10 protein-coding genes are annotated in these 14,907 nt (G+C 63.6%); 2 read left to right on the top strand and 8 right to left on the bottom strand.

Features of this window, described 5'->3' with window-relative positions; translation table 11 throughout:
- Positions 1-4 precede the first annotated feature (4 nt).
- On the top strand, positions 5-1,087 hold the full coding sequence (locus Q5H92_RS00260; protein ID WP_305009430.1) for a LacI family DNA-binding transcriptional regulator: 1,083 nt from the start codon (positions 5-7) through the stop codon (positions 1,085-1,087).
- A 112-nt stretch (positions 1,088-1,199) separates the two neighbouring features.
- Here Q5H92_RS00260 and paaZ read toward each other — a convergent pair whose 3' ends face one another.
- Positions 1,200-3,263 (bottom strand): phenylacetic acid degradation bifunctional protein PaaZ, encoded by a 2,064-nt coding sequence (gene paaZ, locus Q5H92_RS00255; RefSeq protein ID WP_305009429.1) that lies wholly within the window; start codon positions 3,261-3,263, stop codon positions 1,200-1,202.
- 303 nt (positions 3,264-3,566) lie between these two features.
- Here paaZ and Q5H92_RS00250 point away from each other — a divergent pair, with 303 nt between their 5' ends.
- A complete protein-coding gene (locus Q5H92_RS00250) occupies positions 3,567-4,574 on the top strand; it encodes a pectinesterase family protein (protein ID WP_305009428.1) in 1,008 nt (335 codons plus the stop codon).
- Between the two features lie 211 nt (positions 4,575-4,785).
- On the opposite strand, the gene Q5H92_RS00245 is transcribed toward Q5H92_RS00250, so the two are convergent.
- The 7 genes from Q5H92_RS00245 to kdpC form a co-directional block, all read right to left on the bottom strand.
- Positions 4,786-5,439 carry a PepSY-associated TM helix domain-containing protein gene (locus Q5H92_RS00245; RefSeq protein WP_305009427.1) on the bottom strand — a complete coding sequence of 218 codons (654 nt, stop codon included), beginning with the start codon at positions 5,437-5,439 and terminating at the stop codon, positions 4,786-4,788.
- The gene (locus Q5H92_RS00240) at positions 5,429-6,973 is read right to left on the bottom strand and encodes a DUF2271 domain-containing protein (RefSeq protein ID WP_305009426.1); all 1,545 of its coding nucleotides are present in this window, start codon (positions 6,971-6,973) and stop codon (positions 5,429-5,431) included. Before Q5H92_RS00240 ends, Q5H92_RS00245 begins: the two co-directional genes overlap by 11 nt.
- A gap of 362 nt (positions 6,974-7,335) precedes the next feature.
- Entirely contained in the window at positions 7,336-9,489 is a 2,154-nt protein-coding gene (locus Q5H92_RS00235) for a glycoside hydrolase family 97 protein (RefSeq protein WP_305009425.1), read from the bottom strand.
- A 293-nt stretch (positions 9,490-9,782) separates the two neighbouring features.
- The gene (locus tag Q5H92_RS00230) at positions 9,783-11,585 is read right to left on the bottom strand and encodes a HAMP domain-containing sensor histidine kinase (protein WP_305009424.1); all 1,803 of its coding nucleotides are present in this window, start codon (positions 11,583-11,585) and stop codon (positions 9,783-9,785) included.
- Between the two features lie 148 nt (positions 11,586-11,733).
- Complete coding sequence (locus Q5H92_RS00225; RefSeq protein ID WP_305009423.1) at positions 11,734-12,906, bottom strand: sensor protein KdpD; 1,173 nt, start codon at positions 12,904-12,906, stop codon at positions 11,734-11,736.
- A gap of 133 nt (positions 12,907-13,039) precedes the next feature.
- Complete coding sequence (locus tag Q5H92_RS00220; protein ID WP_305009422.1) at positions 13,040-14,161, bottom strand: porin; 1,122 nt, start codon at positions 14,159-14,161, stop codon at positions 13,040-13,042.
- Between the two features lie 98 nt (positions 14,162-14,259).
- On the bottom strand, positions 14,260-14,829 hold the full coding sequence (kdpC, locus tag Q5H92_RS00215; RefSeq protein ID WP_305009421.1) for a potassium-transporting ATPase subunit KdpC: 570 nt from the start codon (positions 14,827-14,829) through the stop codon (positions 14,260-14,262).
- Positions 14,830-14,907 lie beyond the last annotated feature (78 nt).

Raw genomic sequence — 14,907 nt, 5'->3', positions numbered from 1 at the left:
TTAAATGAGTGAAAAAGTAAAAAAGCGCACGCTGATTAGCGACATCGCCAGCCATCTGGGGGTTTCCATTGCCACGGTGTCGCTGGTGCTGAATGGCAAGGCCAAGCAGAGCCGCATCAGCGACGCCGTGGCCGCTCGGGTACTGGCCTACGTGCAGGAGGTGGGCTACAAGCCCAACCAACTGGCCAAAAGCCTGCGCACGGGCAAAACCCACGTCATCGGGCTGGTGGTGGAAGACATTGCCAACCCGTTCTTCTCCACCGTGGCCGCCCTTATCGAGCGGCAGGCTTTCGAGCGCGGCTACCGCATCATTTACTGCAGCACCAACAACGACCCCGCCCGCGCCCGGGAACTGATTTCCATGTTTCAGGAGCGGCACGTCGATGGCTACTTGGTGGTGCCCGCCGAAGGCATTGAGGAGCAGATAGCTGAGATTATGCAGGAAAAAACCCCTTTGGTGGTTTTCGACCGCTACCTGCCGGAGCTGGCCACCAACTACGTGGTGGTAGACGGCGCCCAGGGCACCCACGCCGCCGCACGACACCTGCTGGAGCAGGGCTTTTCCAACCTTGCCTTTGTTACAACCAGCTCGGCCCAAACGCAAATGCAGGCGCGCCTGGACGGCTACCGGCAGGCCATGCAGGAGCACGGGCTGCCCGAAACCGTGAAGCAGGTGGCCGTAGGCCAGGATGCCGAAACCGTCATCACCGACATTCTGTCGTTCATCCGCGACAACCGGCAGTGCGACGCCATTATCTTCTCCACCAACTACCTCAGCATCTACGGCCTCGAAGCCATCGGCCGCCTGGGCCTGCGCATTCCCGACGATTTGGCCATGGTTTCCTACGACGACCACGACCTGTTCCGGCTCTACACGCCGGCCATCACGGTGATTGCGCAGCCGGTGGAAGCCATTGCCAAAAACGTCATCGACATCCTGCTGGAGGAGCTGAAAAACTGCGCCGGTGAAGCGCCGCGGCCCGTGCAGCAGGTGCTACTGCCGCCCACGCTGGTGGTGCGTCAGTCGTCGCTGCGCCAGCCGGCAGGGGCGGCCAGGAAGGCACGCAAGCAGGAAGCCGCGAGCTAGAAGCCGTCAGCCCGACGTAGGGGCGGGGCTTGCCCCCGCCCGTCGTTGAACGGCATCATTGCGACGGCGCAGGCGTCCGGGCGGGGGCAAGCCCCGCCCCTACATCGGGCTGCTACTCTTGATTTTTCTTTTTCACCATCGTCAAAATCGTGGCTACGGCCACGGTTTCGCCGGTTTGGTCGGTCACTTCCACGTACCAGCGCACGATGCCCTTGGCCACGTCGGTTTCGTCGCGCTTTTCCTGGCCAATTTTCTCTTTCACCGTCAGCGTCACGCCGATGGTGGTGCCGGGGTACACGGGCTTGGTGAAGCGGCACTCGTCGAGGCCGTAGTTGAGCAGCACGGGGCCTTTGCGTGGGTCGACGAACATGCCGGCGGCCTTGCTCAAGATGTAGTAGCCGTGGGCCACCCGGCCCGTGAAGAGCGTGCCTTCCAAGGAAGTAGCGTCGACGTGGGCGTAGAAATTATCGCCCGACACCTGGGCGAAAGCGCTGATGTCGGCCTCCGTCACGGTGTGCCTGTGCGTGGTGTAGGTCTGGCCGATTTCCAGCTCCTCGAAGTAGTGCTGGAAGGGGTGCTTGTCCTTTTCAATCTGCTTCGCCTTGGGCTGATACACTTCCGTGATGGCCGTAATCATGCTGGGCGAGCCTTGCAGGGCCACACGCTGCATAAAGTGCTCCACTCCGCGCATGCCGCCCATTTCCTGACCGCCGCCCGCCCGGCCCGGCCCGCCGTGGATGAGCAGGGGCAGGGGCGAGCCGTGGCCGGTGCTTTCCTTGGCCATTTCCTCGTTGATGACCAGAATGCGGCCGTGGTTGGTGGCCGCGCCCAGCACGAAATCCTGGGCCGTGCGCGGGTCGTTGGTGGCAATGGAGCACACCAGTGAACCCTTGCCCATGTTCACGAGCTGCACTGCTTCTTCGGTGTCGTGGTAGGGCATGAGGGTGGCCACGGGGCCGAAGGCTTCAATTTCATGCGAGTCGAGGTGCTTGAAGGGCTCCCTGTTGAGCAGCAGAATGGGCGAGCAGAAGGCACCTTTGTCGGCGTGGGCGCCGCGGTCCTGGCCCAGTAATTCCACGTTGTCCAGGTCGCCGTACACGATGGGCGTGTTTTTGGCGAGGTGCGTTACCTGCTCGCGCAGGCGCTGCAGCTGCTCGCGGCCGGCTAGCGCGCCCATGCGCACGCCCTCGGCCAGCGGGTGGCCGATGGTGGTTTGCTTCAGGAGCTTGCCCAGCGCAATCTGCACGTCTTCCAGCACGTCTTCGGGCACCAGAATGCGGCGGATGGCCGTGCATTTCTGGCCCGACTTGCCGGTCATTTCCTTGCGCACTTCCTTCACAAACAAGTCGAACTCCGGCGTGCCCGGCTTGGCATCCAGGCCCAGTACGGCGGCGTTCAGCGAGTCGGCTTCCATGGTGAAGGGCACGGCCTCGCTGAGGATGCGCGGGTGGGCGCGCAGCTTGCGCCCGGTAGCGGCCGAGCCGGTGAAGGTCACCACGTCCTGGTAGGTCACGTGGTCGAGCAGGCCCTCGCCGGTGCCTACCACCAGCTGTAGCGCGCCTTCGGGCAGGATGCCGGAGGCGATGATTTCGCGCACCACCGCCTCGGTGAGGTAGGCCGAGGGCACGGCGGGCTTCACCACGGCGGGCATGCCGGCCAGCAGGTTCACCGCAATTTTTTCGAGCATGCCCCACACCGGGAAGTTGTAGGCGTTGATGTGCACGGCCACGCCCTCGCGCGGCACCATCAGGTGCTGGGCCATGAAGGTGCCTCCCTTGCTCAGCCCCACCGGCTCGCCCTCCACATAGAAAGGCTTGTCGGGAAACTTGCGACGCAGCGAAGCATTGGCAAACAGGTTGCCGATGCCGCCCTCAATGTCGACCCACGAATCGGCGCGGGTGGCGCCGGAGCGGTAGCTCAGCTCGTAGAAAATTTCCTTTTTCTCCAGCAGGTGGAAAGCCAGCGCCTTGAGCATGCGGCCGCGCTCGTGAAACGTCATGCGGCGCAGCTTGGGGTTGCCCACGCGGCGGCCGTAGTCGAGGATGGCTTCGAAGTCGAAGCCGCCGGTGTTGGCCAGGGCAATGACTTCGCCGGTGCTGGCGTCAAGGAGTTCCTGCGGGGCGGTGGCGCCGGGCGTCCAGCGGCCGAGGGTGTAGTTTTCGAGGGTGGGCGTCATGGGTGGGAGGGGAGTGGGGGAGAGAAGTGAGTAAAAAGAACGTCATGCTGAGCTTGTCGAAGCATCTCTACCGCTTCGTTGCAAGCGTGACGCCTCACCCCCGGCCTCTCTCCCAAGGGAGAGGGGAGCCGAGCGGAGCAGGCAAGATTCTCAGCATGAAACAGTTTTTTTAGTTCAGTCAAACTTTCAGAAGCTGCGCCGCAAAGTTAGGTTCCCTGCCGGGCCCGTGCGGGTACTTTGGGCGGCGCTACGCTACTTGCCGTTCCATTCCATTTGCGGCCCCTTCGTCCTTCTTCAACTGCTATGACTCTGCATCGTTTCCTGTTGGCCGGCAGCCTGCTTTTCGCCAGCCAAAGCCTTTTTGCCCAAGTCACGCCAGCCACTCCAGCTGCGCCCGCCAAAATAGAAACCTTCCTGGTACCCATCCGCCTCACGGTGACGCCCGACGGCACCGGCGACTACCGCACCGTGCAGGAGGCCGTGCTGGCCGTGCGCGATTTCATGCAGGTGACGGCCACCATCTTCATCAAAAACGGTACCTACAAAGAGAAGCTGTTGGTGCCCTCACAGAAAACCAACATCACGCTGCTGGGCGAAAGCCGCGAGGGCGTCGTCATCACTTTTGGCGACTACTCCGGCGATGCCGCCAAGCACAGCACCTACAGCTCGTCCACGGTGCGGGTGCAGGCCAACGACTTCACGGCTGAAAACATCACCTTCGAGAATTCAGCTGGGCCGGTGGGGCAGGCCGTGGCGCTGCACGTGGAGGGCGACCGCGCCACCTTCCGCCACTGCCGCATGCTCGGCAACCAGGACACCCTGTTTCCGGCCGTGGAAAACAGCCGGCAGTACTACCAGGACTGCTACATCGAAGGCACCACCGATTTCATTTTCGGTGGTAGCACGGCCGTGTTCGACCATTGCATCATCTTCAGCAAGTCGAATTCCTACATCACGGCGGCCTCTACTTCGCCGCGCCAGCAGTTCGGTTTCGTGTTCCTCAACTGCACGCTCACGGCCGCGCCGGCGGCTACCAAGGTGTACCTCGGCCGGCCCTGGCGCCCGCACTCCAACACGGTTTTTCTCAACACTGATATGGGAGACCACATCACCTCTGCCGGCTGGGACAACTGGCACGCGCCCACCAACGAGCAGACGGCTTATTATGCCGAATTCAACTCCCGCGGCCCCGGCGCCAACGCCGCCGGCCGCGTGAAATGGGCGCATCAGCTCACGGCTAAACAGGCCCGGAAATACATGCTGGAAAGGATTTTTGGCAGCTCGCAGGCTTGGCTGCCCGCTCAGCAATAGCTTTTCATTACAAACGAGAGAAGCCCCGGCGCAGCGCTGCGCCGGGGCTTCTCTCGTTTCTCTGATAGTAACATCAGAGCAGTTTTGGCTTCAGAACGACGTAGGGGCGGGGCTTGCCCCCGCCCGGACACTAGCGTCGTTTCAACGATTCCGTTCAGAGACGGGCGGGGGCAAGCCCCGCCCCTACGTCGGCCGCACTACGGAAGGAACCTTACGGCACCAGCAGGTAGTAGAGCAGGTAGCAAATGGCTCCGCCAGCAATGCCCACCACCACGCCCCGCACCCGCTTATTTTTCAAGAAAAACAGCATGGCCAACCCGCTGAGCGACACCACAACCAAGAAAACGGCCGAGATGTCAATCAGCCAGCTCCAGCCCGGGCCGCTGTCGCGGCCCTTGTGCAGGTCGTTGAGCACGGCCACCCAGCCCAGGCGCAGCTCCGTGAGCTTGAAGGTGCCGGTGGCGCGGTCGATGAAGGCATCGGCGCTGTAGCCGGGGCCTTTGAAGGACACGGAGCACTGGTCGTCTTCCACCAGGAAGTCGCTCAAGGCGCCCTTGACGGCGTATTTGCCACGCAACAGTTCCACGATTTCCAGCTTGCGGATGCGGGCGGTGTCGGGTGCGTTCACCCAGGCCACGGGCAGGGTACCGGTGCGCTTGCTCTCAGCCTGCTGTCTGTCGAACCACTCGGCGTGGTTGAGGGTGAGGCCCGTGACGGAGAAGAACAGCACCACGAAGAAGCTGAGCATCGACAGGTACAGGTGCAGCCAGCGCGACCACGCGGCCCCGCGCTTTTTCCAGACCTGCTTGGCAGGCTTGCCGGGGGCGCCAGCGGCTGGTTTCAGTGGCGCCGGGCTACTTGTCATCGGCCTTTTTGCGGAAGTCCACCGACGCCGATGCTACCTCGGTGTTGGGCGGCAACTCAAAATGCTGAGGCTTCTTTTTGGCCACGTTGAGTTCCTGCTTCAGCATCTGGTGGGTGCCGTGCTCGCGCGCTACTTCGACGAATAGCGTGTAATTGCCGTTCTGGGGCACCGGGTTGCCTTTGTCGTCCTTGCCGTCCCATTTCAGGGTGTACTTGCCCGGCGAGCGGGTAGCGCTGGCGGTGGAGCTGAGGGTGCTGTTGGCGGCCGCGAACTGGTCGTAATAGGTGGCGTACCAGAAGCGCATGTCATCCAGCCAGCGGGGCTTGTTGTACCACAGCGCAATCTGGCGCACGGGCTGCTTCTTTTCATCCACCACCCACACGGCCACGAAGGGCCGGTGCACGCGCACGCCCTCAATGGTGGCCAGCTCTAGGTTGATGGCTACTTCGTAGGCCGGGTCCCAGGGCTTGTCTTTGGTCGGGGCGGCCGGTTTTTCGGCGGCCGGTTTCGTGGCGGGCCGTGCCAGCTTGCGCCAGCCGGCACTTTCCAGCCGGCGGCCGTCGGCGGTGAGGAGCATGAACTCGGCGCCGGGCACGGCGGCTACCAGCGCCTGGCCTTCGGTGGTGGGCAGCACGTTCAGGGCGGTGGCCAGGGCGCCGGCGTCCGTCGCCTTATCGGCCACCACGGTGGCGCTGATGACCTCGCTGGCCGGGCGGCCGGTGCGTGGGTCGATGATGTGCGAGTACCAGCGGCCACCGATGAGCTCGCCGCGGCGGTAGTTGCCGCTGGTGGCAATGGTTTTGCCGCTCACCTGCAGCTGGGCCACGGGCAGGTCGTTTTCGGCATCGGCCCGCGGGTTGCTCACGTTGATTTGCTCGGTGTGCTCGCCCCGGACCAGAATGTCGCCGCCGATGTTCACCACCAGGCCGCTCACGCCGGGCGTGGCCAGCGCGGCATCCGCAGCCTTGTTCATGATGTAGCTTTTGGCGAAGGAGTTCAGCATCAGCGGCGCGTCGCTGGTGCGCTGGACGGTGTGGGTTTGGGCATTGAGCACGTAATGCTGCTGGTGCACGGTGGCCACGGCGGCGGCAATTTCGGCGGCCGTGGGCTGCCGGTTCTGCTTCGCGGCCTCGCGCCAGAGCTGGCCCACGGTTTCGGCCGAGGCGTCCAGGGCGCCGTCGCTTTTCAAACGCCATTGCTCAAATAGCGCCAGCACCTCGTACAGCTCCGGCGACACGGCCAGCGGCGTTTTGCCGGCCCGCATCCAGCGGCTGAACTCGCTGCTGGCATCGTAGCCGCTGAGGATTTTATTGAGCCGGTCCACCTCGTGCAGGGCGGCGCTTTCGGCCTGGGCGGCGTGCTGTTCGGCATCGGCGTCAATCTTGATTTCGAGGGACGTGCCCAGCACATTCTCGTAGTCTGAAACGTAGAGCTTGGGGGCATTGCTGGCCTTGTGGGGCAGAAACGCAACGCTGGCGGCCACAGCCAGCGGAAACAGAGAGCCGACTACGCGGTCTGAAAGCAGGTTTATCATCTTGAAAAATCAGGCGATTGAAAACGGGGTCCGGCGGCTTCGGGCCATCCCGGTCGCCAAGAACTCAGCGGTTGAGGACATCAACCCCGTCGCTAAATAACGTGCCAATCAGCCCGTGTAAAAGCCCGGCCACGCGGCCATCGGCAGCGAGGCGCGGTTTATCGGCCAACGGTTGCACTTTGCCGCCCGGCCGGCTTGATAGGTCTCCCGAAGTAATGGGCGAGGCCATTTTGGGTGTGTATGTCATCCTGAACGCAGTGAAGGACCTTATCACCGTTGAACAACTGCTGTTCCGACGTGATAAGGTCCTTCGCTGCGCTCAGGATGACAACGATTTCGACTCTCCAACCAGCCTGTGCTGTCTATTTGCCCGCTTCCACCACGCTGATGGCGTAGCCGCCGCCGGGCGCGCAGTACTGCGCCAGCTTGCTCTTGCGCGTTACCGGCATTTTGCGGATGGCGTAGGCCTGCGGATTCTTCTCGTAGTGGGCGTCCTTGGCGTCGGCGTAGATGGTAGCCACGTACTTTTTGCCGGGCTCCAGGAAGTTGAAATTGATGTTGGAGGTGCGGCCGTTTTCGTCATTGGTGCTGCCGATGAACCAGCTGCTCTTGCCCTTGGCCTTGCGGGCGATGGTGATGTAGTCGCCGGGCTCGGCTTCGAGCACGTGGGACTCGTCCCAGTCCACGGCCACGTCCTTGATGAACTGGAAGGCGTCGAGGTGCTCGTTGTAGTGCTCAATCATGTCAGCCGCCATTTGCAGGGGCGAGTACATGGTCACGTACAGGGCCAGCTGGCGGGCCAGGGTGCTGTGCACGAAGGACTTGTTGGCCGGATTGAAGGTGCTGATGCGCGTCTGGAAAATGCCGGGCGTGTAGTCCATCGGCCCGCCGATGAGGCGGGTGAAGGGCAGGATGGTGGTGTGGTCGGCGTTGTTGCCGCCGAACGACTCGTACTCCGTGCCGCGGGCCGCTTCGTTGCCAATCAGGTTGGGGTAGGTGCGGGCCAGACCGGTGGGGCGCACGGCCTCGTGGCCGTTCACCATGATGCGGTGCTCGGCGGCTTTTTCCAGCACGTACTGGTAGTGGTTGTTCAGCCACTGGTCGTAGTGGTGATGGCCCAGGGGCAGCACGTCGCCCACGTAGCCGGTTTTCACGGCGTCGTAGCCGTATTTGTTCATGAAGTCGAAAGCCGCATCCAGGTGCCGCTCGTAGTTGCGCACCGAGCCCGAGGTTTCGTGGTGCATAATCATCTTCACGCCCTTGCCGGCGGCGTACTGCTGCAGCCCGGCCACGTCGAAATCGGGGTAGGGCGTCACGAAGTCGAACACGTAGTCCTTGTGCTTGCCGAACCAGTCTTCCCAGCCGGTGTTCCAGCCCTCCACCAGCACCGCGTCGAAGCCGTGCTTGGCGGCGAAGTCGATGTATTCCTTCACGTGGGCGGTGTTGGCGCCGTGCGTGCCGTTGGGCTTCACGGTTTTGTAGTCGATGGAGTCGAGCTTGATGTTGTCCTGGTTGGTGTACGACCACGTGCTTTTGCCCGTAATCATCTCCCACCACACGCCCACGTACTTCAACGGCTTAATCCAGCCCGTGTCCTTGAATTTGGTGGGCTCGTTGAGGTTCAGCACCAGCTTCGATTCCAGAATGTCGCCGGCCCGGTCGCTCACAATCACCGTGCGCCAGGGCGAGTTGGCCGGCGTCTGAATCAGGCCCTTGTCGCCCACCGCGTCGGGCGTGAGGTGCGATTCGAGTACAAAATTCTTGTCGTCCAGCTCCAGGTGCATGCAGGAATAGTCAATCAGGGCCGCCTCGTGGATGTTGATGTACAGCCCGTCCTGGCTTTTGAGCATGAGCGGCGTCTGCACGCCGGTGGGGGAGAAGGGCGTCTGCGAGGCGTTGCCGGTCACGGCCGCCTTCATGCGCCCGCGCACCTCCGAGAGCTTCGACGTGACGGTGCTGTACTCCTGCGTGTCGTAGTCGCCGGGCAGCCAGAAGGCCTTGTGGTCGCCAGCCAGGGCAAACTGCGTGCGCTCTTCCTTGATGGTGAAATAGTCGAGCTTGGGCTGGCGCGGAAACTCGTAGCGGAAGCCCAGCCCGTCGTCAAACACCCGAAACCGCACCCGGATGCTGCGGTCGGTGGCGGCCTGCCGGAGTGTCACGGCCAGCTCGTTGTAGTGGTTGCGGATGGTTTTCACCTCGCCCCATACCGGCGTCCAGGTTTCGTCGAAGCTGCGCTGCTTGCTCTCGGCCACGGCAAAGCCGCTGGTGAGGGCCGTGGCGTTTTTCAAATCCAGCCCCAGCTTGCTGGTTTTGATGACGTCGCGGCCCTTGTAGGTGAGGCGATAGGTGGGCACGCCGTCGCTTTGCAGGGCAAACGTCAGCTTCAGCTGGCCGTTGGGCGACTTAATATCTTCGGCCCGGGCGGCCTGCCACAGCAGGCACAAACCAAAAAACAGGAGGGCGCGGGCCGATTTCGGAAGCGAAATGCGGCCTGCAAGCGAGCGGTGGGAATACATAGGAGGACGGGTTGTGAAAACGTTTGCACAAAGTTCCCGTTTCTTCTGAGAAAAGCAAGTGCCGCCCGCAAAGAGTCCGTGGTGTTCAGTGGGAAACAGGGTGGCAGAATGGATTGAATAAAAGCACATCCTGTCGGGGCCGCTGCGACATCCCGGGTTTAAACCGGAACGACGTAGGGGCGGGGCTTGCCCCCGCCCGGCTATTCGCAACGTGGCAACGGTTCTGTTCAACGCCCGGGCGGGGGCAAGCCCCGCCCCTACGTCGTTCAGATACCCACCAAATTGAATGCAATTCAGGCCACCGGCAGCGTGAAGTGGAACGCGCTGCCGCTGCCCAACTCACTCTCCACCCACAGCCGGCCGCCCTGCGCGGTGATGAACTCGCGGGCAATGCTCAGGCCCAGGCCCGAGCCGCCGCGGTAGCCGGCCTGGTTGGGCACCTGGGCGAAGCGCTGGAAAATGCGGTCGTGGTGCTTGGCCGCAATGCCGGGGCCGTGGTCCTGCACGCTCACCTGCACCTGGGGGCCGGCCAGCGCGGCGCGCACCGTGAGCGTTTCGCCGGCCGGCGAGTAGCGGATGGCGTTGGCCAGTAGGTTGATGAGCACCCAGGTGGTTTTTTCCACGTCGGCGCGCACGGCGGGGAGTGTTTCGGGCAGCTGCAGGTCGAGGCGCAGGCGCTTGTCGTCGAGCTGGGCCTGCACGGTGGCGGTGGCGTAGCGCACCACGTCGGCCAGGTCGGTGGCGCGCACATCGAGCTGGATGCCCGCGCCGGAGTCGAGGCGCGACACGTCGAGCAGCTCGCCCACCATGCGCTGCAGGCGCTGGGTTTCCTGCCGCACGCTTTGCGTCACGCGCTGGCGCTCCTCGGCGGGCAGGCGCTCGTCCTGCAACAGGCGCAAGTTGAGGTTCATGCTGGAAAGCGGCGTTTTGAGCTCGTGTGACACCGTGGCCAGGAAGTTCGATTTCACCTGGTCGAGCTTCTTGAAATCGGACACGTTGCGCAGCGTGAGGATGTGGCCTACGAACTCAGTCTTCGCCGTGGCTTCGTTGAAGGACACCAAATCCTGCACCGCCAGCTGGTAAAAGGCTTCCTCGCCGCGCTGGCTGATGTGCAGCAGCGGCGCATCGGCCACGGCGGCCTCGCGGTTGGGGGCGTCGAGGGGCCGGAGCATGGCTTGCAGCAGGTCGTTTTCGAGGCGTACGGTAGCGGCGGGGCGGCCCAGCAGCTTTTCAGCCGGCAGGCCCAGCAGCTCGCACAGCACGGGGTTGGCCAGCAGAATGGTGCGGTGCTCATCGAGCAGCAGCAGGCCCTCGTCCAGGGTGTTTACGATGCTGGCGGCGCGGTTGCGCTCGGTGATGAGCTCGGCAGCGGTGGAGGTGCGGTACTCGCGCAACTGGCTCAGCATGCGGTTGAAGGCGCGGGCCACCTGGCCGAATTCGTCGTGGCTTTCCTGCGGAATACTGGCCGAGAAGTCGCGCTCGGTGGCGTGGTCGAGAGCGGCGGTGAGCTTGCGCAGGGGCTGCACGGCGGCTTCGGGCACGCTGCTGGCCAGGGCCAGGGCCAGCAGCCCGGCCAGCGTAGCGAAGAGAATCAGGTTGCGGTTGGCCTGGTCGGCGCGCAGGTTGGCGGCTTCGGTTTTGCGGTTCAGGGCGTCGGTGTTCAGGGCCATCATCTGGTAGGTGAGGCCACCCAACTGGTAGGCTTCGGCACTGATGCCCAGCGGGCTGGACTGGCCGGCCGCCGCGGCGCGCCGGGCCAGCTGCTGGTGCTGCTGGTGCTGCTGCAGCTGCTGCGTCAGGCGCTGCAAGTCGTTCACCACCTGCTGCTCGCCGGGTTCGGTCACGTTGCGGGACTCCGCGCGCAGGGCAGCCGTGAAGGCGGCGGTGCCGGCCGTATCGGCCAGCGGCTGGCGCGCCAGCTGGTCGAGGCTGCGCAGCATGCGCAGACCCAGCTCCACCGAATATAAATTGGCCTTCAGTACATCGCGCGAGCTGCGGTCGAGCTGGCGCAGCGAGTAGTAGGCGTAGCCCCCGATGCTGAGCACCAGCAGCAGCATGGCCAGGAAGCCGGTGGTGATTTTGGTTTTGAGGTTCATGGGGGTTTGATTGGCTTTCAACGGCCATTTGAACGTCATGCAGCGCGCAGCGAAGCATCTTTACCGCTTCGTTGTTTCGGTTGAATTGCTATTGCGGTAAAGATGCTTCGCTGCGCGCTGCATGACGTTCTGGTTTCGTTCAGAACATTCAATACGTCACCAGAAAAATATCCAGGTCGTCGCCGGAGCGGGCCACGGCGCGCACCAGGTTTTGGGTGACGCTGCGCCGGCTGACTTGCTCCCACCAGCTTTTTTCGCGCGTCACGCCGCACACGAGCAGCGTGGCGTGCTTCTCGCGCGCCACCCGCCGGATGGCGCCCACCACGTCGGCGTCCTTCACCCGCAGAATCTGGGCGCCCAGTTCGGTGGCCAGCTGCAGATTGCCGAGCAGGTGGCGCTGGGCGGCCAGGTTGATGCGGTCGGCCGCTTCGGGTGGCGTCTGCACGTAGAGCACGTACCAAGCCGCCACGGAAAGCCGGTCGGCCAGGCGCGAGGTTTTGCGGATGATTTCGCGGGCCGCCGCGCTGTTGGAGTTGATGCAGGCCAGCAGGTGGTCGGTGTTGCGGCGCTCGGGGGCCACGGCCGCGGCCCCGCCGGCTTCCGACTCAATCTGGCGGCCCAGCAGCAGGGCCACCTCGCGCACGGCCAGCTGGCGCAGCTGTAGCAGGTTGTCGGGTCGGAAGAAGCTGGCCAGCGCGGTGGGTACCTTCTGCGGGTCGTAAATCTTGCCTTCCTGCAGGCGGGCGCGCAGCTCGTCCACGGTCAGGTCCACGTTCACCACTTCGTCGGCCAGCTTGAGTACTTGGTCGGGCACGCGCTCGGTCACGTCGATGCCCGTGATTTTGAGCACCTGCTCGTGCAGGCTTTCCAGGTGCTGCACGTTCACGGCCGTGAGCACCGAGATGCCGGCTTTCACCAGCTCCTCCACGTCCTGCCAGCGCTTGTCGTGGGCCGAGCCGGGTACATTGGTGTGGGCCAACTCATCGACTACCACCACCGCCGGGCGCCGCTGCAGAATGGCCGCCACGTCCATCTCGGGCAGGGCGCGGCCTTTGTAAAACAGCGTTTTGCGCGGCACCGTGGGCAGGTCGCGCACCTGGGCTTCGGTTTCGGGGCGGCCGTGGGTTTCCACGTAGCCCAGCACCACGTCCACGCCGTGGCGGCGCAGGTCGTGGGCTTCCTGCAGCAGGCGGTAGGTTTTGCCCACGCCGGCGGCCAGGCCCAGATACACCTTCAGCCGCCCGCGCCGCCGCTGCTGCACCAGGCGCAGAAACCGTTCGGCGGATTGGTCGCGGGCGTCGTCGGTGGGCGAGGGGTTCATGGGGGGGATTTTGAACGTCATGCTGAGCGCAGTCGAAGCATCTCTACCGCTTCGTTGGCTCAATTGAATTCTCCTTCAGTAGAGATACTTCAACTGCGCTCGGCATGACGTTCTTTGATGGTTCAGCCGTCCTCTAAAACGACAGCGCCAGACTCGTCGTCACATTCCCGTAGCTGCGGTTGTCGGCATTATCAGCGCGGGCGAATACGCCCCGCATCCCGTTCAAATACCGTCCTTCGACCCGAAACACCACGTTGGCGGCCGGCGCGTAATCGAGGTTGAGGGAGCCGCCGGCCACGCGGAAATCCTGGTCCAGCGCCCCGGGCATGATGCTGCGGATGATGACGCCGCGCTCGGCGTAGTAGTACTCGCCGCGGAGCGTAGCCGAGAGCTCATCGGCCAGCTTCTGCTTAATGAAAATGGCCCCCGTGTGCCAGGTATCGTACCGCTCCCGGCCCGCGCCGCGCTGCTTGCCCACGTCGAACACCAGCGCAAGACTGGTGCGCTCGGAGGCAGCGTAGCTGATGTAGAAATCGTGGAAAAAGCGTCGCCGAATCAGCGAATCCTGCGGCTGCTCGTTGCCATAAAAGGTGCTGCTGTTAATGAGCAGCTTATCCGTGGGTTTCCACTGAAGCTGGGTGCCCAGGGCCTTGGCCTGGTTGGTTTCGCGGATGTTCTGCCAGCCGTTCAGCACCAGCCCGGCCAGCGTCAGCTTCGGGCTCACTTCGTAGGTGAAGCGCGCCCCGCTTTCGTAGTAGGGCGAGTTTTCGGCCATGATGGAGCGCGTCAACGTCCAGTTGTCCTTCGAGATGGCCGACTCAAACCCAATGTGCGAGCCGAAGATGCCTATATCCAGCCAGGCTTTTTTAAAGGGCCGTAAGCCGGCGTAGGCCTCGTACACGTGTTTCAAAACCGGGTCTTCGGCCGCATAGTTGGCCGACACGTAGGTGCCGGCGTGCAGGCCCAGCGCGCCGCGCACTTTTCCATCATCGTAGCGCAGGCCGATGAGAGCCTGGTTGATGGTGAACTCGTTCTGGCGGCCGTGCGAGTAGAGGAAGCCCTGCCGGTCGTTGCCATTGGCGTGGTTGAAATCGTAGCCATAGTAGGCATCTACGAAGCCATAGGTGCTGAGCGGGCCGGGCGCCGGGGCCGGCGGGACCGGGGCGGCCAGGTCGGGGGTGGCGGGGGGAGTGGTTTGGGCCAGCGCAACGCTTGTGCTCAGGGCAACGAGGGCGGGCATCAGCAGGTGTTTCATGGAAAGCCGGCGGGCAATGGGCGCCGCCAAAAGAATAAGAAAAGGAAGTACGCCAGCCAGCGCGGCGCGGTCAATAAATCGTTGGGTAAGCCCGGCCATTACAGGCCCGACAGTTTGTCCAAAGCTAAGTTGAGCTCCAGCACGTTCACCGTGGCCGGCCCGAAAAACCACACCAGCGGCTCCTTTACGTGGGCCGCCACCAGGGCGCGCACCCGCGCCGGGGCCAGGCCGCGCCGCCGGGCCACGCGCTCCACCTGGGCGTAGGCGCCTTCCGGCGAGAGGTGCGGGTCGAGCCCCGAGCCGCTGGCCGTCACCAGTTCGGCCGGTACCTGGCCGGCGGCCACGGCGGGGTTCTGCTGGAGGAAGGCACCCACGCGGGTCTGCACTTCTTGAAGGTATTCGGGGTTGCTGGGGCCTTTGTTGGAGCCGGCCGAACCGGCGGCATTATAGCCCACGGCCGAAGGGCGGGTGTTGAAATACTCGGGCCGGTCGAATTTTTGCCCGACCTGCGCGAAGCCGACCACGCGGCCCTTGTAGCTGACCTGCACGCCCTCGCCGTGGCCGGGCGCCAGCCGCGCCGCGCCCCACACCAGGGCCGGATACACGCCGCAACACAGCACCAACAAAGCCAGCGACAAACGAAAAGCGGGAAACAAATAGGTTTTCATGGGTTTGATTTAGTTTTTTGAACGTCATGCAGAGCGCAGCGAAGCATCTCGCGTGCTGCCACTAATCCTTGACGATTG

This window comes from Hymenobacter mellowenesis (genome assembly GCF_030581005.1).
GTDB lineage: Bacteria > Bacteroidota > Bacteroidia > Cytophagales > Hymenobacteraceae > Hymenobacter > Hymenobacter mellowenesis.
This window is presented reverse-complemented; position numbering and strand designations above follow the sequence as displayed.